This window comes from Moorena sp. SIO4A1 (assembly GCF_010672065.1).
In the GTDB taxonomy this organism is placed as follows: Bacteria; Cyanobacteriota; Cyanobacteriia; order Cyanobacteriales; family Coleofasciculaceae; genus Moorena.
In genome coordinates this window covers 24,765-43,141 of the sequence record NZ_JAAHHX010000055.1, presented here as the reverse complement: position 1 = coordinate 43,141, position 18,377 = coordinate 24,765, and the positions used below count along the sequence as shown (strand labels likewise).

The 18,377-nt window shown below is 44.0% G+C and carries 14 protein-coding genes, 1 tRNA gene and 1 pseudogene; 9 read left to right on the top strand and 7 right to left on the bottom strand.

The annotated features are described in order from the left end of the window. The first annotated feature begins 64 nt into the window (after positions 1-64). Complete coding sequence (locus F6K53_RS27215) at positions 65-256, top strand: hypothetical protein (protein WP_293082791.1); 192 nt, start codon at positions 65-67, stop codon at positions 254-256. 236 nt (positions 257-492) lie between these two features. On the opposite strand, the gene F6K53_RS27210 is transcribed toward F6K53_RS27215, so the two are convergent. Beyond that, positions 493-1,479 carry a YkvA family protein gene (locus F6K53_RS27210; protein ID WP_293045771.1) on the bottom strand — a complete coding sequence of 329 codons (987 nt, stop codon included), beginning with the start codon at positions 1,477-1,479 and terminating at the stop codon, positions 493-495. Between the two features lie 630 nt (positions 1,480-2,109). Beyond that, positions 2,110-2,196, bottom strand: a pseudogene (locus tag F6K53_RS27205) (helix-turn-helix domain-containing protein); the annotation flags it as partial. Between F6K53_RS27205 and F6K53_RS27200 the strand changes: the two are divergent. The 3 genes from F6K53_RS27200 (at position 2,195) to F6K53_RS27190 (ending at position 7,729) form a co-directional block, all read left to right on the top strand. Next, complete coding sequence (locus tag F6K53_RS27200) at positions 2,195-3,931, top strand: alpha/beta hydrolase (protein WP_293071899.1); 1,737 nt, start codon at positions 2,195-2,197, stop codon at positions 3,929-3,931. The pseudogene F6K53_RS27205 and the gene F6K53_RS27200 overlap by 2 nt on opposite strands. 130 nt (positions 3,932-4,061) lie before the next feature. Next, on the top strand, positions 4,062-6,608 hold the full coding sequence (locus F6K53_RS27195; protein ID WP_293045777.1) for a glycogen/starch/alpha-glucan phosphorylase: 2,547 nt from the start codon (positions 4,062-4,064) through the stop codon (positions 6,606-6,608). 203 nt (positions 6,609-6,811) lie between these two features. Further along, a complete protein-coding gene (locus F6K53_RS27190) occupies positions 6,812-7,729 on the top strand; it encodes a sulfotransferase (protein ID WP_293046586.1) in 918 nt (305 codons plus the stop codon). Between the two features lie 260 nt (positions 7,730-7,989). On the opposite strand, the gene F6K53_RS27185 is transcribed toward F6K53_RS27190, so the two are convergent. Beyond that, positions 7,990-8,061 (bottom strand) — tRNA-Val (locus tag F6K53_RS27185). Positions 8,062-8,412: 351 nt separating this feature from the next. On the opposite strand from F6K53_RS27185, the gene F6K53_RS27180 reads away from it, so the two are divergent. Further along, positions 8,413-11,028, top strand: a complete 2,616-nt coding sequence (locus F6K53_RS27180; RefSeq protein WP_293082788.1) for a CHASE2 domain-containing protein — start codon at positions 8,413-8,415, stop codon at positions 11,026-11,028. A gap of 75 nt (positions 11,029-11,103) precedes the next feature. Further along, complete coding sequence (locus F6K53_RS27175; protein WP_293082785.1) at positions 11,104-11,880, top strand: DUF928 domain-containing protein; 777 nt, start codon at positions 11,104-11,106, stop codon at positions 11,878-11,880. Positions 11,881-12,034: 154 nt separating this feature from the next. Here F6K53_RS27175 and F6K53_RS27170 read toward each other — a convergent pair whose 3' ends face one another. Beyond that, on the bottom strand, positions 12,035-12,454 hold the full coding sequence (locus F6K53_RS27170) for a helix-turn-helix domain-containing protein (RefSeq protein ID WP_293019455.1): 420 nt from the start codon (positions 12,452-12,454) through the stop codon (positions 12,035-12,037). 291 nt (positions 12,455-12,745) lie between these two features. Here F6K53_RS27170 and F6K53_RS27165 point away from each other — a divergent pair, with 291 nt between their 5' ends. Further along, positions 12,746-12,928 carry a hypothetical protein gene (locus tag F6K53_RS27165; protein ID WP_293019454.1) on the top strand — a complete coding sequence of 61 codons (183 nt, stop codon included), beginning with the start codon at positions 12,746-12,748 and terminating at the stop codon, positions 12,926-12,928. A 184-nt stretch (positions 12,929-13,112) separates the two neighbouring features. Here the strand turns inward: F6K53_RS27165 and F6K53_RS27160 are convergent, their stop codons facing one another. After that, a complete protein-coding gene (locus tag F6K53_RS27160) occupies positions 13,113-13,370 on the bottom strand; it encodes a hypothetical protein (RefSeq protein ID WP_293082781.1) in 258 nt (85 codons plus the stop codon). Between the two features lie 304 nt (positions 13,371-13,674). Here F6K53_RS27160 and F6K53_RS27155 point away from each other — a divergent pair, with 304 nt between their 5' ends. Next, a complete protein-coding gene (locus tag F6K53_RS27155; protein ID WP_293082778.1) occupies positions 13,675-13,827 on the top strand; it encodes a hypothetical protein in 153 nt (50 codons plus the stop codon). A gap of 28 nt (positions 13,828-13,855) precedes the next feature. Beyond that, positions 13,856-16,975 (top strand): HEAT repeat domain-containing protein, encoded by a 3,120-nt coding sequence (locus F6K53_RS27150; RefSeq protein WP_293082775.1) that lies wholly within the window; start codon positions 13,856-13,858, stop codon positions 16,973-16,975. On the opposite strand, the gene F6K53_RS27145 is transcribed toward F6K53_RS27150, so the two are convergent. Continuing rightward, complete coding sequence (locus F6K53_RS27145; RefSeq protein WP_293082773.1) at positions 16,916-17,125, bottom strand: hypothetical protein; 210 nt, start codon at positions 17,123-17,125, stop codon at positions 16,916-16,918. The genes F6K53_RS27150 and F6K53_RS27145 overlap by 60 nt on opposite strands. 179 nt (positions 17,126-17,304) lie before the next feature. Continuing rightward, positions 17,305-18,288 carry a Ycf66 family protein gene (locus F6K53_RS27140; RefSeq protein WP_293019449.1) on the bottom strand — a complete coding sequence of 328 codons (984 nt, stop codon included), beginning with the start codon at positions 18,286-18,288 and terminating at the stop codon, positions 17,305-17,307. Positions 18,289-18,377: the final 89 nt, after the last annotated feature.

Sequence of the window (18,377 nt, the reverse complement as noted above, 5' to 3'; positions counted from 1 at the left end):
TTTTCCCATACTATCGGTCAGCTACTAGTGGGTAATCGGTAATCGGTAATCGGTAATCGGTAATTTGCCTTTTGCCCATTACCTACTCCCTACTCCCTACTCCCTACTCCCTACTCCCTACTCCCTACTCCCTACTCCCTACTCCCTACTCCCTACTCCCTACTCCCTACTCCCTACTCCCTACTCCCTACTCCCTACTCCCTACTCCCTAAAACTTAATAATCCTCATATTTACTATCCATTAAAAAATCCATAGAATAATGTTTAACATTACTAATACAAGCAACAGTAAGCCATTTATGATTAAATCATGACGACTTTCGTTGAGCTTTTTACCTAAAATTATGCTCCCGTGCTCAAGAAAGTATTTTTTCATAAACCCTGGAACTTTTTCATAGTATGGCTTGTACTTGAGCAGATTAATGATTAGCTGTATTAAGCCATAGGTAGTCAGAATAAATACGGTAATTCGGTATAAGGAATAGAGGTTAATCATGATGTATGACTTAGGATATATTTGACCAAAATAGCGAGAATGGCTGCTGCAATGCTGCCGATTAAACTGATTCTGACAATCCGATTGTACTTGCGGACTTCTATCTCCGCTATCTTTTCTGCCTGTCTTTCCATATAATTTTCTAGTTCCTGAGCTAGGGTGGAAACTACGGCAATGATCAAGGCTGCATCATCGGCTAATCCAACTACGGTAATTAGGTCTGGCACGGCATCAAAGGGGGATATTAAATAGATTAAGGCTGCGATCGCTAACGCTTTTCCCTTCCAAGCGGCATTAGGATCCCGGACCATTTTAGCTAAAGCTTGAATTTTCGGCCAAATTTCTTTAATTGCTCCCCGGTTCATCCGTTCTAAGTTCTTGTCAATTTTTTGGATGTCTTCTGGCTTGGTATTTTGGAGCAATTTGTGAAATATTTCTTTTATCCTCCCCCGGTTCATCTGATCCAGGCTCTGGTCAATTTTCTGGATGTCATTGGGGGAGATGTTTTTTTGTAATTTGTCCAGTAGTGTTCTAATCTTACCAGGGTTGCTTGGTGCTGAGTTTTCCGACCGTTGGGGGATGTCTTGTTCAGTGGTAGATTTTTTAAATTTGCTGAGTATCCCTCTAATCTTGCCTCTAACTTTGTCAGTATTGCTTGGTTCTGAGTTTTCGGACAGTTGGGGGATGTCTTGGTCAGTGGTAGATTTTTTAAATTTGCTGAGTATCCCTCTAATGTTACCTCTAACTTTGTCAGTATTGCTTGGTTCTGGATTGCTTACCGTTACTGAGGTGTCCTTAGGAGTTCCTGGTTTGGGTAATTTGCTCAGTAGTGACTGAATTCGCCCAGGGGGTTTTTGTTCTAAGGTCTGGTCGAGTTGTTCTAAGGTCTGGTCGAGGGAGTCGAGGGATTGGATATCCTCTGGTTTTTCCTCTGGTTTTTCCTGTTTTTGAAATCGCCGAAGTAGTCTTTCCCGTAAACCCATTACTATTAACCTTGTTATATCCGAGGATTTATCTGTTTTAGTTGTTATAGCAATTCTCTTTTCCATGAGGGACAAATGGATCCCCCTAAATCCCCCTTAAAAAGGGGGACTTTGAGCTTGATAAGCGTACCTCATAAATGCAATAAACACTATAACTAGTATAATGATATTTATGGTAAGCTTATTGCTAAATGGCTAGGGCGTGTCTTCAAACTCGGAGATACCCCATTATCCCCCTAAAAAAAGGGGGACGAGCGAGTATGGCTCCCCCTCGGAGATACCCCATTATCCCCCTAAAAAAAGGGGGACGAGCGAGTATGGCTCCCCCTCGGAGATACCCCATTATCCCCCTAAAAAAAGGGGGACGAGCGAGTATGGCTCCCCCTCGGAGATACCCCATTATCCCCCTTAAAAAAGGGGGACGAGCGAGTATGGCTCCCCCTCGGAGATACCCCATTATCCCCCTTAAAAAAGGGGGATGAGCGAGTATGGCTCCCCCTCGGAGATACCCCATTATCCCCCTTAAAAAAGGGGGATGAGCGAGTATGGCTCCCCCCTTATTAAGGGGGGCTGGGGGGGATCTAATATCTTGCGGAAAACTTTGAAAACACGCCCTAGTCCCCAGTTTTAGACCCATCTAGAATAACCAGCATGTTGTGCCATCAGGGTTTTGTGTTGGTTGTTCAGTTTCAGTTTGGTCTTGAGAGCTTTGTACATGTTTAATGATCTTGTCACAGGTTTTCCCTTAACTATTACCAACTCCCCTAGTCTTTCCCGAGCAGCTAAAGTGAGCACCCAATCCTTTCATTATAACCCACTGCGCCAGTGGTTAACTCGCTTTTCCCTATCCCTAGGCTTGAGTCTAGTATCTACATTCAGTGCAATTCCTGCTTTAGGAGCAGAGCGAATTACTTTCTTCGTTTCTCCCTTTGGACAATTTAATATTGGGATTGAAGACTTGGAAATTTTTGCTAAAGATGGCACAATGACCAGGCAATTTGCCTATTATGCCAACTTTGCTACACCAACACAATTAGCAGCACTGCGGATTCTACTAAATAGTCGATTTAATATTTCTCCCAGATATGTTTATTTGTTTACTCGCTTACCGGTGGGTAAAACCTTACTGCGCCGATTAGGGAATGTAATAAAAGCAGATTTTAATCGCAATGGTTTCTATCCCTTGCGGGGTGCTTTAGTTTCGGCAGCTTCGGATCCAGAAGGCTTGAGCGTTATTAATGTATTGCGTAAGTTTTCCCTAGAAACTATTTACCTGGATGTGGAACTAATTTCTGATGTTACTGATGAGCTATCAAGGCTATTTGTGGTAAATGATGTTGTCTTTAGTGCCATTAAAAATCGGGCAAAACTACAGGGAGAAGGCTCAAGATCGTTTAATTTCTCAGCACAAGCAGATCTTAGGAATTCTGGAGGAATAGGTTGGCGTAAAGAAACCTTTGAGGTTTATAACTCTGAGCGTCAAGCTTCGTTTCCCGTTGATATTTATCTACCTAACTATTCAGACCAAGGAGCAATAAGAGGCTCGATTCCAACTCTGGTTATTTCCCATGGTTTGGCTTCAGACCGCAATACCTTTGCCTATCTAGCGAAACATTTAGCATCTTACGGTTTTGCGGTTGCGGTCCCGGAGCATATTGGTACTAGTTCCGAACGCATTAATCAAATCTTTGCTGGCTTCGCAACTCCCCTCAATCCTACTGCGATCATCCATCGTCCTCTGGATGTGAAGTATTTGTTAGATGAACTTTCGGCTAAAGCTAATTCTGACCCGAGTAAGTTTGGTAGGCTCAATCTAGAAGAGGTGGGAGTAATTGGTCAATCCTTCGGAGGCTATACTGTTCTTGCTCTAGGAGGAGCTAAGCTCAATTTTGAACAGCTTACTAGTGAGTGTGATGCTGCTCGACAGAACAATTTATCCTTAGATGTATCCCTGCTACTCCAGTGTCGAGGTACTCAACTACCCCCAGAAGACTATAATTTGGGAGACGAACGGGTAAAAGCGGTGATTGCTGTTAATCCGCTCAGCAACCCGATCTTTGGTGAAGCCGGGATGTCACAAATTCAGGTTCCGGTCATGATGGTCTCTAGTATCAGAGACATCTTTGCGCCACCTGTAGAACAACAAATTACCCCTTTCAGCTGGCTAACTACCCCAGAAAACTATCTAGTGGTGACAGAAGCAGGTACTCACTTTTCCTACCTGGGTGGGGAAGGAGAGGGTGTCTTACCGGTTCCACCTGAATTGATTGGGCCAGATCCTGCGATCGCTCGTCCTTACCTGATGGCACTTAGTACCGCTTTTTTCAAAACCTATATTGCTAAACAACCTGAATATGCTTCCTATCTCAGTGAGTCTTATGTGAAAGAGATTAGTCAAGACCCATTGAATCTGTTTCTGATCCAGTCTTTGCAGGAAAATCAACTCAAGTAGGAACTGTGTGTTACAAATTGGTGATTTTACTACAGAGAATGATAATTCACCAATGACCGTCCATCCTTACTCTCTCACCAAAGAGAATTCATAATGGAGTGACAAGTTTTTGGTCAGGATGAGCCATACTATGAAGGAAGCTACCAACCTCACACAACAAATCAAGGTTAAGGTAGAAGATGACCGTACAGGTATGTCGGTGGAAACCCTTAAGCGAGCCTTTGCTGATAATCTTTATTATATCCAGGGTAAAAATCAGTTTTTGGCTACACCCTACGATTACTATATGGCTCTGGCTTATACGGTAAGAGACCGGCTACTTCAGCGGTGGATTAAAACCTTAGAAACCTATACTAGAAAAAATGCTAAGACGGTATATTACCTGTCAGCAGAATTTTTGATGGGTCGCCAGCTCACTAATAACTTGCTCAACTTGGGAATATATGATCGGCTCAGCCAAGCTCTCCACGAATCTGGGCTGGAGCTAGATGACCTGAAAATCCTGGAAGCTGAGCCTGGTCTAGGGAATGGCGGTTTAGGACGCTTGGCTGCTTGTTTCCTGGACTCCCTGGCAACTTTAGAAATTCCTGCTGTTGGGTACGGCATCCGTTATGAATTCGGTATCTTTGACCAGCGGATCATTGACGGTGCTCAAGTTGAACGTCCTGACAAATGGCTACGCTTCGGCAACCCTTGGGAAATCCGACGCCCAGAATTAACGGTTGAGGTTAATTTCGGGGGTAAGACAGAATCCTACAAGGATGATGAAGGGCGCTATCGGGTGCGTTGGGTTCCGGAGTGGCAGGTTTTGGGTACTCCCTACGATATACCAGTGCCTGGTTACAAGAAAAATACGGTCAATACCCTGCGTTTGTGGCGTGCTGGTGCCAGTGAGGAATTTGATTTTGAGGTGTTCGACAGCGGTGACTATGCTGGCTCTGTGACTGAAAAGATCTATTCCGAGAATATCTCGAAAGTTCTCTATCCCAATGATAACACTTCCCAAGGGAAGCAACTACGGCTAGAGCAGCAGTATTTCTTTGTTAGCTGTTCTCTTCAGGATATTATTAATAATTACCGACGAACTAATAGCAATTTTGACCTGTTCCATGAAAAAATTGCGATTCAGCTAAATGATACTCACCCATCGATTGGGGTGGCGGAGCTGATGCGGTTGTTCTTGGATAAGTACAAATTGAGCTGGAATCGAGCTTGGTATATCACTAGGAACACCTTTGGTTATACTAATCATACTTTGCTAGCAGAGGCTTTGGAACGCTGGCCAGTTAGCCTATTTGAGAAACTATTACCGAGGCATATAGAAATTATCTATGAAATCAACCGTCGCTTCTTGGATCATGTGCGTGCCAAGTATCCAGGTGATAATGACCGGCTCAGACGAATGTCCTTGATTGAAGAAGGACCTGATAAGTCTGTGCGGATGGCTCATTTAGCCTGCGTAGGTAGCCATGCTATTAATGGGGTGGCAGTACTGCACACGGAATTGCTGAAGAAGGATGTGCTCCGAGATTTCTATGAATTGTGGCCAAATAAATTTATTAATATGACCAATGGGGTCACACCCCGTCGGTGGCTATTGCTGAGTAATCCTCAATTGTCGGAACTGATTACTGAGAAAATTGGAGAGGGTTGGGTTACTAATCTAGACCAGTTCAAACAGTTAGAGCAGTTTGTTAATGATGCTGAGTTTTGCGATCGCTGGCGCAAGATTAAGCAGCTGCACAAGCAAAACCTCGCGGATTATATTCTGCTGCACAACAGTATTAAGGTTGATCCTAATTCCCTGTTTGATGTCCAAGTCAAGCGGATTCACGAGTACAAGCGTCAGTTGCTGAATGTACTCCATATCATTACTCTCTACAACCAGATCAAGGAAAATCCCTCTATCGATATCTTGCCCCGAACCTTTATTTTCGCTGGCAAAGCAGCACCGGGTTACTACATGGCTAAACTGGTGATTAAGTTGATTAACTCAGTAGCAGAGGTGATCAATGATGACCCTGATGTAAGCGATCGCATCAAGGTAGTTTTCTTAGAAGGCTTTTCGGTTTCCCTCGGAGAGCAGGTTTACCCAGCAGCCGACCTTTCAGAGCAAATCTCCACTGCTGGCAAGGAAGCCTCTGGAACTGGCAATATGAAATTTGCCATGAATGGAGCGTTAACGATTGGTACCTTGGATGGTGCTAATATTGAAATCCGAGAAGAAGCAGGAGCAGACAACTTCTTCCTGTTTGGTTTAACTACTGAGGAAGTATACGCTCTCAAGGCTGAGGGATATAACCCGCAAGAATACTATAACAACAATGAAGAGCTCAAGCAGGTAATCGATCAGATTGGCTCTAGGTACTTCTATCCCCGTAATCCTAACCTGTTTAAGCCAATTGTGGATTCCCTACTGTACGGCGATGAGTACCTGCTTTTGGCAGACTACCAGTCCTATGTGAATACCCAGAAGCAAGTAAGCCAAGCCTATCGGGATCAGCATCACTGGACTCGGATGTCGATTATTAATGCGGCGAATATGGGCAAATTCTCTTCAGACCGCACGATTCGGGAGTATGGTCAGAACATCTGGAATGTTGAGCCGATTTCCGTTGACCTAGACGAGTACGACCAGGACTCTGCTGGGTTGAAGCGAATAAGTGAACTACCTTAATTAGGGAGTCGGGAGGTGTGGGGAGATGGGGAGATGGGGAGATGGGGTGATGGGGTGATGGGGAGATGGGGTGATGGGGTGATGGGGTGATGGGGAGATGGGAAACATTTTTATAGGGTACGAGGTACATTAAATTTTATTACCCCTACTCCCTATTCCCTATTCCCTATTCCCTATTCCCTATTCCCTATTCCCTATTCCCTATGACCAGAAATAAAATGAAATTACCGACTTTTTTAATTATAGGTGTACAGAAGGCAGGAACAACATCGATTTATAACTACTTAACGCAACACCCTCAAGTTTATATGAGTCCGGTTAAGGAAACCAATTTTTTTGAAAAAGATTGGGGAAAGTTGCCTCCAGAACTAATAACTCCTAACAAAAATCGAATTGATACCTTTGAAAAATATTGTAAACTTTTCGAAGACGTTAAGGATGAAATAGCGATTGGTGAAGCATCCCCTAACTATTTGTTTCATTATAAATCATCTTCTGAACTAATATTGCGTTATTTGCCCGATGTTAAACTAATTGCTATTCTCCGAAATCCCATAGACCGAGCTTATTCGGATTATTTAATGCACGTTCGGGAAGCGACGGATGTAGCGGGTAAGGTTCAACCATTATCGGAACAGCTTAAGTTTCGCTCTAAGGGGTCGTTTACCCTAAAAAAAGGACTATATAATGATCAACTGAAACATTTTTTTGAAAAGTTTAATCGACATAAAATAAAAGTTTATCTGTACGATGATTTATGTAAAAATTCCGTGGCTTTGCTCCAGGATATGTATCGATTCATTGGAGTAGATGAAACGTTTATCCCGGATGTATCCAAAAAAGCTCAAGTGGCTCAAGTTCCTAAAGTAAAATTGGTTAATGATCTGTTGCGGAAACAAAATCCCTTCAGAACTATGGTGGCTTCTGGACTAAAGTACATCGTTCCGCTAGAGGTGAGGCAAACTGTTCGTTTGGCGCTAATTAACATGAACTCAACTGATAAGAAAAAAGCTGCTCTTTCTAAAGAGGAACGGCAACAGTTGCTGGAATTTTATCGTGATGATATCCTCAAACTCCAAGATTTGATTCAACGAGACCTTTCGGTTTGGTTAACTGTTTGAGTGTAAGTAGTCAGCTTAAGCGCTACGCGTACGCTACGCGAACAGCTATTGAAGAAAACAGGTCAGAATTCATTTAATCTGAGTTATGTCGCAGCGTTGAAGCCTGCGCCACAAACTAGCTAGAAGTCAGATAGGACTTACGCAAATCCCTCAATTTAACGCTACCTGTAGGGTGGGCAAGGTTTTGCCCACCCTACCCATGCATTCTGTGCGGGTGGAACAGGCTTCTAGCCTGTGATAAGTGCGCATATGCTTACCCATGGGCGATACTGGGTTCGAACCAGTGACCTCTTCCGTGTGAAGGAAGCGCGCTACCACTGTGCTAATCGCCCATACTTTTTTAGTCACTAGCTTTACAGTATACCACAAATTACGGTCACGTGACAACTAATGTTTGCGTTAAAAGCTGACTTTTCTGATATCCCTTGATGGTGAATCAGTCAGCTGTGGATCAAGCTAGATATCAATCTAGATATAAAATCTTAAAACTACACTATAGCATTTTTATACCACCAATTTAGGAGTTGACAAACACAAGTAAGTAATGTTACATTAGCATCGCAAGAGTTTTAATGGTTAGACCCCTATAAACAGTGGGTTGCCTAACTATCAGGTAGACAGGATTTTTTTCACTCTTTCCTCTTCCCTTTTCCCTGCTCCCTGCTCCCTAAAAACCCAGAACTTTGTACTTAATTGAATTGCAAACCGCTGTATCGATGAGTCAGTTAGTAGTCTTAAAACTGGGAAATGGAAATTGTCAGGAAGGTTTTCCTACTGTTATCGCTCAACTTTGGGAAACAGATCATCGTAATCCGATTCAGTTTACTGGATGTTTGCCTGCTGCACCGGAACTGCCTAAACTCTACAAACGCTGGCAATTAATGTATGCAGCACTCTACGGAGGCTTCAGGTGCGATCTCCGTCTGGAAATTCATGACGTTAGTATCACTAATGTTTCAGAAGCTGAGTTTAGGAATCTGTCTCAACAGTTAGAAGAGCAAATTAATACCTGGCTCAATGCTGAAGAATTTCACAAGATTGAACGGCGAGTGCGAACTAAACTAATGCCGTCTGAGGAAATTAGAGTGATTATCGAGGCGGAAGATGACCAAGTGCGACGATTGCCTTGGCATTTGTGGCGTTTATTTGAAGATTACCCGCTGACAGAAGTGGCGTTGAGTAGCCAAGAGTATGAGCGAGTCAGAACGCCAGCTCGAGAGTCAACGGGTCAGGTTAGGGTATTAGGAATTTTAGGAAATAGTGAAGGGATTGAGGTTGAAAAAGACCGCGCTTTACTTGAGCAGTTACCAGAGGCGGAAACTGTTTTTGTGGTGCAGCCACAACGCCAAGAGCTTAACCACCAGCTTTGGGATAAACAGGGATGGGATATCCTGTTTTTTGCGGGACATAGCGGGAGTGGGGCGGATGCTAAAACCGGTTACATAAGTATTAATCAAACTGATAGCTTAACGATTTCCCAGTTAAAGCATGCTCTGAGAACAGCTATTACCTGTGGTTTGAGACTGGCAATTTTCAACTCTTGCGATGGCTTGGGATTGGCACGGGAATTGGCTGATTTACATATTCCTCAGTTGATTGTGATGCGGGAGCCGGTGCCCGATCGAGTGGCACAGGAGTTTTTGAAGTCCTTTTTAACGGCATTTGCTGGTGGAAAATCCTTATATTTGGCAGTGCGGGAAGCTAGGGAACGGTTGCAAGGGTGGGAAGATAACTATCCTGGTGCTAGCTGGTTACCAGTGATTTGCCAAAATCCGGCTGTTGTTCCGCCGACTTGGCAACAGTTGCGCGATCGCAATCAATTCCCTTCTGTTTCAGGTAGCTCCAGTCAGGCTCATGGGTCACAAACCTCTTCAGAGGGTCAACACATGATGCGATCGGCTGTAACAAAGGGTCAAACTTCATTGCCCAGTACCTCCCCTACTCCTTCAGACCAAACTAGCTCCGACAAACCATCCCATTCGTTTCCGATTCGTTTACTATGGTGCGATCGCGTTTTGTTACTCAAGGCTAGTGTATTCGCCATGGCTTTGGTAATGGGATTGCGGTGGTTGGGACTATTGGAAGGGCTTGAACTAAAAGCTTTTGACAAACTGATGCGACAACGACCCTATGAAATGCGGGACGAGCGTCTGTTGATTGTTAAGGCTACCCCAGAGGATATTAAAAATCAGGAACAGCAACCCAAGCATGGGGCATCGTTATCAGACCATACTCTTACTCGGCTATTTGAGAAACTCCAGGAGTATGAACCAGTCACGATTGGCTTAGATATCTATCGTGATTTTCCGGTGGATCCAGCTTACCCTAAACTAGCAACTTACCTGGGACAAAAGAATTTATTTGGTATCTGTAAAGTTAAAGATGCTAAGGCTGGGGACACCGAAGGGATTTCTCCACCCCTGGAAATTCGGCCAGATCGGATTAGTTTTAGTGATGCTTTACCTGACAAAGGGGGAATCCTCCGTCGCCATCTGTTATCTCTGAACTCACCAGACCTGACTGATAAGTGTACTGCTAAGAATAACCTTAGCCTGCTACTAGCCCTATACTATCTAAATGCTAAGGGTATCCAATGGGGCTACACATCAAATCAGCAATTGTGGATTGATGCGCCACATTTGGGTAACGGTAAAACTGTTGTGCTGAAGGAATTAAATTCTGATACCGGTGGCTACCACAGAGTGGATGCAGCAGGTAGACAAATCTTGCTAAATTACCGTTCCCGTCGCTCTCCTGAAGATATTGCACTAACAGTCAATGTTGGCGATATTCTCAATGATAAGATTCCGCCCCAGCGCAGGTCCCAACTGAAGGGTCGGATTATTCTTGTTGGTATAGCCGGTCCAATTAATACCAGTAGTGATTACTGGCTCACCCCTTACAGTGCCAGTCAGTCCCTGAGCGAGAAGCGAACACCAGGAGTGGTGATTCAAGGACATATGGTAAGTCAAATCCTGAGTGCGGTTCTGGATAATCGACCTTTGTTGTGGGTTTGGTCAGAATCGGGAGAAGTGCTGTGGATTTGGGGTTGGTCTGTGGTAGGAAGTGTAATTGGTTTGGTAATGGGATTCCGCTCAGGCCAGGCTAGGGGTATGCATTTCCTAAGTGGCTTGGTAATCTCGACGGGAGTGGCACTTGGTGCTTTGTATGGCATTTGTTATCTGTTTATTTTGCAAGGGGGTTGGATACCGCTGGTGCCATCAGCAATGGTATTGGTGCTTACTTCGGTGGGTATGGTTTTGGTAGTACGTTATACACCATGTTCCAATCAGATGTGAAACTAGGATTGATGCAAAAAGGGAACTTCTGAGACCCAGCCAGCATCTTCCTTGGCAAAAGCATCGGAGTTGACAATGGTTAAAATTAAACTGCTTTATGGGATTGCGTTTGCTCTGACGACTCTCACTAGCTACCCAGCACAAGCGCAATTGATGGAATCCACTGGCAATAGGGCTGAATCTATAGCAGTAGAGTTTAAACAGCCAGATTATTCAGGTGATGCGCCGAGCGGACGTAGGCGAGGTACAGGTAATCGTGGATATTGTCCTATGGCTGTTTCTGAAATGGGAGGAAACCTTAGGATGACTCCTGTGATCGCTAAAGATAGTAGGGGATTGACAGTTAATGAGTCTCCGACTATCTGGGTTCATGTTTCCTATCAATCTGAACCTGTTGAGAGGGGGCTTTCTGGGGAATTTTCCTTGCAGGATTCAAAAACTAACACCAAGCTTGCTCCAAAATATCTCCCTGTTACTTTGCCAAGTCGGTCTGGTGTGTTTAGCATACCTATTCCCTACTCCTTAAAGGTTGGTAAGTGGTATCGCTGGTATCTGATCGTTGATTGTAATTCCCCAGACTCGTTTTACGATGACTCGGTTTTGTTTATTAGAGGACTGTTGAAACGGGTTGAATTGCCAGAGTTTAAGCATCGATTAGATACAACAAACTCACAGCAGAAGCTAATGACAGTTTATGCTGAAAATGGCATTTGGTATGATGCCTTGAATCAAGCAGCTAAACTTCGTTGTAGTAATCTACAAAATGCTACGTTTGCTGAGGCTTGGTCCCGATTGTTGAAAGCGGTTGAATTGGAAGAAATTACCCAGGCAAGCTTGATCTGTCGGGAGTAGTTTGGTTTAACTACAAGGGAGCAGGGAGTAGGGAGTAGGGAACAGGGGGATAGGGTTTGATGGTTTTTCAGCTATCAGCGTGTCGCGTATCAGCTATCAGCTATCATTAATGCTTACTTTTTTATAACTGAGTCTAAGTCAAATGCACAACAGCTTAGGCGATCACCTTAAAGTCAGAAATTGTCTCAATCCATACCCGTGCTCCACAATGTAGAGGCTCATCTGGGCGATACATCACCCGACAGGGGCCATTGACTTCGACAGTATGACCGTAAGTGTTTTTAGAGCCTCGTTTTACGGTAATCACCGGATTGCGTTCGCCAGTGTTGTGATTTTGGCGAATGACTTTTTGATTCACGTGGATGACGGCCTTAGTGTAATTTGTGCGCTTTGACCAATTCCGCTTTGGTCCGCGAGTACCAGGGGTGACCACTGGCATGCCATCAAATAAGGGAATTACCCAAGTTCTACCGACCTTATAAGCTCCTTTGACTCTGCCCTTGCTCAACAGGAAACGGACGCGAGTGGCAGAGATACCTAGTAATTCAGCGGCTTGTGCGGTAGAAATCATCATGGCGGTAAAACCATTGTGTTTACGATATTGTTATTTTAACACGATTTTTTAAAAGATGCAAGGGGTGGGTGAGAAGTATCGAAAGCATCATGAGTGTTATAAGGGTTATGAGGGTGGTCAGCCAGAAAAACTATTGCATTAACGTCAGGGGTTGTAAGGGCAATGAGGGTTATGAGGGTGGTCGGATAGAAAAACTATTGCATTAACACCAGGGGTGATATGAGTGTTTAACGTGGAGAGTTAGAAAAACTATTGCATTACCACTATGGGTGCTGTGGGTGATGTGAGTGCATGTCATTAAAGCTGCTTGACCCAGTGGTGCGTTACTGCCCGATTCCCGATTCCCGATTCCCGATTCCCGATTCCCGATTCCCGATTCCCGATTCCCGATTCCCGATTCCCTACTCCCTACTCCCTGTTCCCTGTTCCCTGTTCCCTCATCACAATAAAAAAATTCGGTCAAGTTCTGGTTAATTCCAATCCTTGACCGAATTATTTGTTGTAATTGTCAAGAGCCCTAGGGTTCTTGACTATGTGTTCACCAATTCATCGGGAAATTATCCCAATCAACAACATACAAACTTATGTTTTAGACTTCGTACTTTATCCTGAATTTTGACCTGTCTCCAGGGATTGGCATCCCTGGCAAGTTGCTATCTTAATCTACCAACAGATGTCGAATCAAAATACTGATCACTTCACCAGAATTTCCGATAGGTTGAGGAGTGCTCCACTCATCAACTTGGGCGTAGCCACGGCTATAAAGGCTATAGATTGTGACCCGCACAATTTTGGGAGAACCGATCAATATATGTTTGATTTGCTTCCGTCCTGGCTGGGGTTGGCCAAATGATTCAGGGAGATTAGGATTGTTGGGGTTATACTCGAAATTTTGGAGAAAGTTTTCGATGTCCATAAGTTGTTTTGCTGTTGTATTGGTGACATATTTATGTTAATAAATAATTATTTATTTTGTCAAGTATTTTTTATTTTTTTTATTTTTGGGGTATATATAAAAAATATTAATTTAGTTTTTTTTGGTTATTTTTGTATTAGTGATCGCGTAGCGGATCGTACCGAGCATCCCGTAGCGTAGCCTAAGGTAAATCCCATAGCGCCTATTTCAGAGTATCGCATTTTTTGATAAATTATAATTTATAATTTATAATTTATAATTTATAATTTATAATTTATAAATTCTATCGTTTATCATACTATTAGTGAGCTGCACAGGATTTTTTCCCGATTCCCGATTCCCGATTCCCGATTCCCGATTCCCTACTCCCTACTCCCTACTCCCTACTCCCTACTCCCTACTCCCTACTCCCTACTCCCTACTCCCTACTCCCTGCTCCCTAAATTGCTATAATTAATAGCATCGAACATAATTACCTATAAATTATGGAACCATTCTCCTTTTTAGCTGGTTTGGAACTATCGAAAATAGCGTCACCTTTGTTAGGTACTGTTGCGGGGGAAGCAGGGAAGCGTATAGTTAAAGCTCTGACTAAAAACGATGTAGAGAAGGCAATCAAAGCGGGAGAAGACGCAGTTAAGGAATGGGAAAAACAACTGGAACCGAGCCAGCTATTATTTTTTCACGCTCCCCCGGATGGATTGAATGGAGTTAAAAATTTTTTGGGGAGCTATTTTACTAATGCAGCAGTTTTAGCAGAATTACAGAAACCGTTAATTAATCAAGGGCAGCCTGATCGGGAGATTTTAATCAGAGTATTTCTACAAGAAGCAGAAACGACTAATATTAAACTAAATCAAGATAGTCTCACGACTTGGATAGAAAAATTTGTTAATGCTTATTTTGAGCATACTGTTACTTATCTAAAATTTCAGGTAGCTAAACAGGATTATTGTGAGCAGTTGGCTAACTGGTTTGATGATGTTAAATTTGCTGGCATTGCTGTGCCTGGGCAAGAAGTAGAGAAATCGGAGAAGTTAGCGCAAATTTTTGTAATGCCCGATGTGGTGGAAGAGGTATCAACTGCTGGCGCTTGGGAGCGGGAGTTTTTAGCAGCAGAAAGTGCCGAAAAACCGGAAAGGGCGCTGTCAAGAAAGACGACTGGTAGGAAATTCTTAGCTCAGCAGCTATTGAGCCAAAGTCAGTCGAGACGAGTGGTGATATTGGGTGCGCCTGGTTCTGGAAAAACCACGTTGATGAGTTATTTTGCAGTAATCTTGGCTGAGAGCAAGCCTGAGCTTTTAGGATTAGATCGTGATACGGACTGGTTACCGATTTTAATTAGGATGCGAGATTTTGGGATAAATCTCGATAAAAACCTGATCGACTATGCTCGTGGGTTTGCGGAAAACAGCATGTCAGTGCAACGGTTACCAGTGGGATTTTTTGAGCATTGGTTGTCTGATGGTAGGGCGTTGATATTGCTGGATGGTTTGGATGAAGTAGCAGAAGAGGCTAAACGCAATAATGTAGTCAGGCGCATCGAGAATTTTTTGGGACAGTTTGACAGAAATCGCGCTATTATTACCTCTAGACCGGCTGGTTATCGCCGGGATTTTTTCCGCACTGAGGAATTTCCCCACTATCAAATTGAACCCTTTGATGATAGCAAGATTTCCGCGTTTATTGATAACTGGTATAACAGTCGCTTTCAAGACCAAGCAGAAGCTCAAAGGCGCAAGGAGAGTTTACGAAAGGCTCTGGATGATAATGACCGGATTAAGCTATTGGCACGGAATCCGTTATTGTTGACAATTATTGCATTAATTCATCGGTATCAAGCGGTATTGCCCAAGGAACGGTATAAGCTTTATGACAAAGCAGTGGAAACCTTGTTAACCTCTTGGGATGCTAATAAAGAATTAAGTAGTGATAAGTGGTTGAGCTATTTGAGCTTGGATGATTTACGCCGATTGATGGAATGGTTGGCCTATTGGATTCATACTCAGGGAGATGCTGAAGATAACGACAGTGGCACGTTAATTGACAAAGATGAGTTGATTAAGCAATTGGCTGAGCAGATTAAAACCTTGAAGCAGGTGGATTTGTATAAAGCTAAGCAAGAGGCAAAACGGTTTGTAGAGTTGATCCAGAAGCGCACTGGTTTATTGAATGAACAAGGGCAAGATTGTTATGGTTTTGTCCATAAGACGTTTCAAGAATATTTGTGTGCTCAGGAGATTAACTATCAAGCCGAGAATGAGTATGATTTCGATATTGTTTTGAATCATATTCGGGAGCATTTACATGACTCCCATTGGCGCGAAGTGTTACTATTGCTGATAGCACAACAAAAACCGAAAAATGCGGCGAAGGCAATTCGGGCAGTTTTGACTAATAAGAGTAACTATGAGCAGTGGTTACATCGGGATTTGTTGTTTGCTGGTAATTGTTTGGCGGAAGACCCGAAAAATTTACGGAGTACTGATAGTGGCTTAGTGGAAGAAATTTTAGAGCGGTTGGTTGAGTTTGAGGTGAGTAGTGAGAAGCGGGTTGGCGAGAGGGTTTACCAACAAGTTTATCAGATAATTTGTAGTTTGTATGAAACGGATTTTGAGATACAAGCTCTAGAGATGTTGAAGGATCAATCGGATTTAATTGATGAGGAACGATTGCTGAAGTATCGACACGAGTTAGGGGAAAAAGATCAGGTAATTACAACATTGTTGACACGCCTAAAGGATGATGATGCTGTTGTGCGTGAGAAGGCAGTGGAAGCCTTGGGCAAATTGGGCAACAGCTCAGAAACTGTAATAAATGCCCTCCTAGCAAGGCTAATGGATGATGATTCTTCTGTGCGTGGGAGCGCAGCCATAGCTTTGGGCAATTTGGGCAACAACTCAGAAACTGTAATAAATGCCCTCCTAGGAAGGCTAATCGATGATGATTCTGATGTACTTGTGGTTGCAGGCATAGCCTTGGGCCAATTGGGCAACAGTTCAGAAACGGTAGTCAACGCCTTCCTAGCAAGGCTAATGGATGATAGTTATGTTGTGCGTCAGAAGACAGCCCATGCCTTGGCCTATTTGGGCAACAGCTCAGAAACGGTACTCAGCGCCTTAATAGCAAGGTTAATGGATGATAATTATTTTGTGCGTTGGAGGGCAGCCTATGCCTTGGGCCAATTGGGCAACAGCTCAGAAACGGTAGTCAGCACCCTCCTAGCAGGGCTAATGGATGATGATGATGGTGTGCGTGGGAACGCAGCCCTGACCTTGGGCTATTCGGGCAACAGCTCAGAAACGGTAGTCAATGCTCTCCTAGCAGGACTTCAGGATGATGAGTCTTATGTGCGTGTCAGGGCAGCGGAAGCCTTGGTCAATTTGGGCAATAGCTCAGAAACTGTAGTCAGCACCCTACTAGCAGAACTAATGGATGATAAGTCTTATGTGAGTCGGAGGGCAGCCTATGGCTTGGGCGATTTGGGCAAAACATCTAATCATGTTCTCCCTACTGTAATTGAATGGATTGAACAACACCAGGATTCAGAGTATGTGGGCAGTGGTATTGATGCGTTGTGGGATTTGGTGGTAGGTAGGGAATAGGGAGCAGGGAGTAGGGAACAGGGAATCGGGAATCGGGAATCGGGAGTCGGGAGTCGGGAGTCGGGAGTGTAATGGATCAAGAGGATAGTTTTTGTTGAATGCGATCGCGTAGCGTGACCAAAGGTCAATCCCATCAGCTAGATCCAACACAAGACCTAGGGTCTAGCAACTTCTGTTCCGAATACCTCGCTGTTTTGATACCATAGGGGGCTAAGGGGTCAGCAGTCAGCGGTCAGTGGTCAGCCCTCAGCCCTCAGCCCTCAGCCATTAGCTGATCACTGATAGCTAATGGCTAATAGCTGATCACTGATAGCTGATAGCTAGTTTTCTTAGTACTCAAAAGGTCCTAACGGCTCATCATCTTCTTCAGACAGGTCGATGGGTTTGTAATCCACATAATCACTTTGGTCTGAGTAGTTAGAGGATGTTTCTTCCCTTGGGGTGGTACGACGCTTTCTTTCCCTTGAGGCTATCTGTGAGTCATAGTTTTCTGAGTCATAGTTTCCTGAGTCATAGTTTTCTGTAGATTCACGACGAGAACGGTTACGGCGAACGGGTCTGTCTTCCCTATCCCTGTCTAGATCTCTGTCTAGATCTCTGTCTAGATCCCGATCTAACTTAGCTTCCCAAGTGTCTACAGATCGTTCTACAGGTCGTTCCACAGATTGTTCCGAAGGACGAGAACGTCTACTACGAGATGGTCTGTCTTCCCAATCACTATCTAACTGAGCCTGCCAGGTCTCTCTAGGTCGTTCTGAAAACTGACCATTAGAACGAGGGCGGCGTTTACGCGATCGCTCTTCTAGCCTGGATTCCTCTAAACTCCCTCGACTCCTTGAACGACGGGTTTCTACTTCATAACGGTCTGTGCGCCTTTCCCTGGAATCTGCTGTGGGCCGCAAGCGAGGGTTGGAGTATCGCTGCTCTACCGGCTCTAGTTCATCGTATTCATCATAAACATTAGCCTCTTGTGGTTCTTCCCGGTAATAGTTACGGCTAACTGGTCGCTGACGGTCTTCAAAACCAGCATCTTCCCGGGCTTTTTTGGTGGCAACGCCCCGTAACCGCAGACTTTCCACAGCAAAAAATATTGCTGTACCGCTCAACAACAGCTGACTCAACTGCAAAATCGGATCGAGTCGCCATCCCTGAGTCACCAGAATAAAGCCACAAACTACCCCGACCACAGTGAAAAAGATATCATGGTCTCTGGCTAGTTCTGGACGAACCGAGCGCAGGAAATAGAGTCCTGCTCCGGCAAGCATTAATAATATGCCCAAAAGGCTAGCTGAATTAAACCCAAAATTTACCATTGCTACTCTCCTATGGCCAGTCTTATGGTAGCGAGTTCTTGGTCTTACACTCTACTGTAACTGGAGAACAACCATTTTACTCCTGGATC

Bases quoted from the DNA above. Each gene is read 5' to 3' on its own strand.
- F6K53_RS27210 (WP_293045771.1), bottom strand. From the start codon at position 1,479: ATGGGTTTACGGGAAAGACTACTTCGGCGATTTCAAAAACAGGAAAAA.
- F6K53_RS27200 (WP_293071899.1), top strand. From the start codon at position 2,195: ATGTTTAATGATCTTGTCACAGGTTTTCCCTTAACTATTACCAACTCC.
- F6K53_RS27195 (WP_293045777.1), top strand. From the start codon at position 4,062: ATGAAGGAAGCTACCAACCTCACACAACAAATCAAGGTTAAGGTAGAA.
- F6K53_RS27190 (WP_293046586.1), top strand. From the start codon at position 6,812: ATGACCAGAAATAAAATGAAATTACCGACTTTTTTAATTATAGGTGTA.
- F6K53_RS27175 (WP_293082785.1), top strand. From the start codon at position 11,104: ATGGTTAAAATTAAACTGCTTTATGGGATTGCGTTTGCTCTGACGACT.
- F6K53_RS27170 (WP_293019455.1), bottom strand. From the start codon at position 12,454: ATGATGATTTCTACCGCACAAGCCGCTGAATTACTAGGTATCTCTGCC.
- F6K53_RS27165 (WP_293019454.1), top strand. From the start codon at position 12,746: ATGTCATTAAAGCTGCTTGACCCAGTGGTGCGTTACTGCCCGATTCCC.
- F6K53_RS27160 (WP_293082781.1), bottom strand. From the start codon at position 13,370: ATGGACATCGAAAACTTTCTCCAAAATTTCGAGTATAACCCCAACAAT.
- F6K53_RS27150 (WP_293082775.1), top strand. From the start codon at position 13,856: ATGGAACCATTCTCCTTTTTAGCTGGTTTGGAACTATCGAAAATAGCG.
- F6K53_RS27140 (WP_293019449.1), bottom strand. From the start codon at position 18,288: ATGGTAAATTTTGGGTTTAATTCAGCTAGCCTTTTGGGCATATTATTA.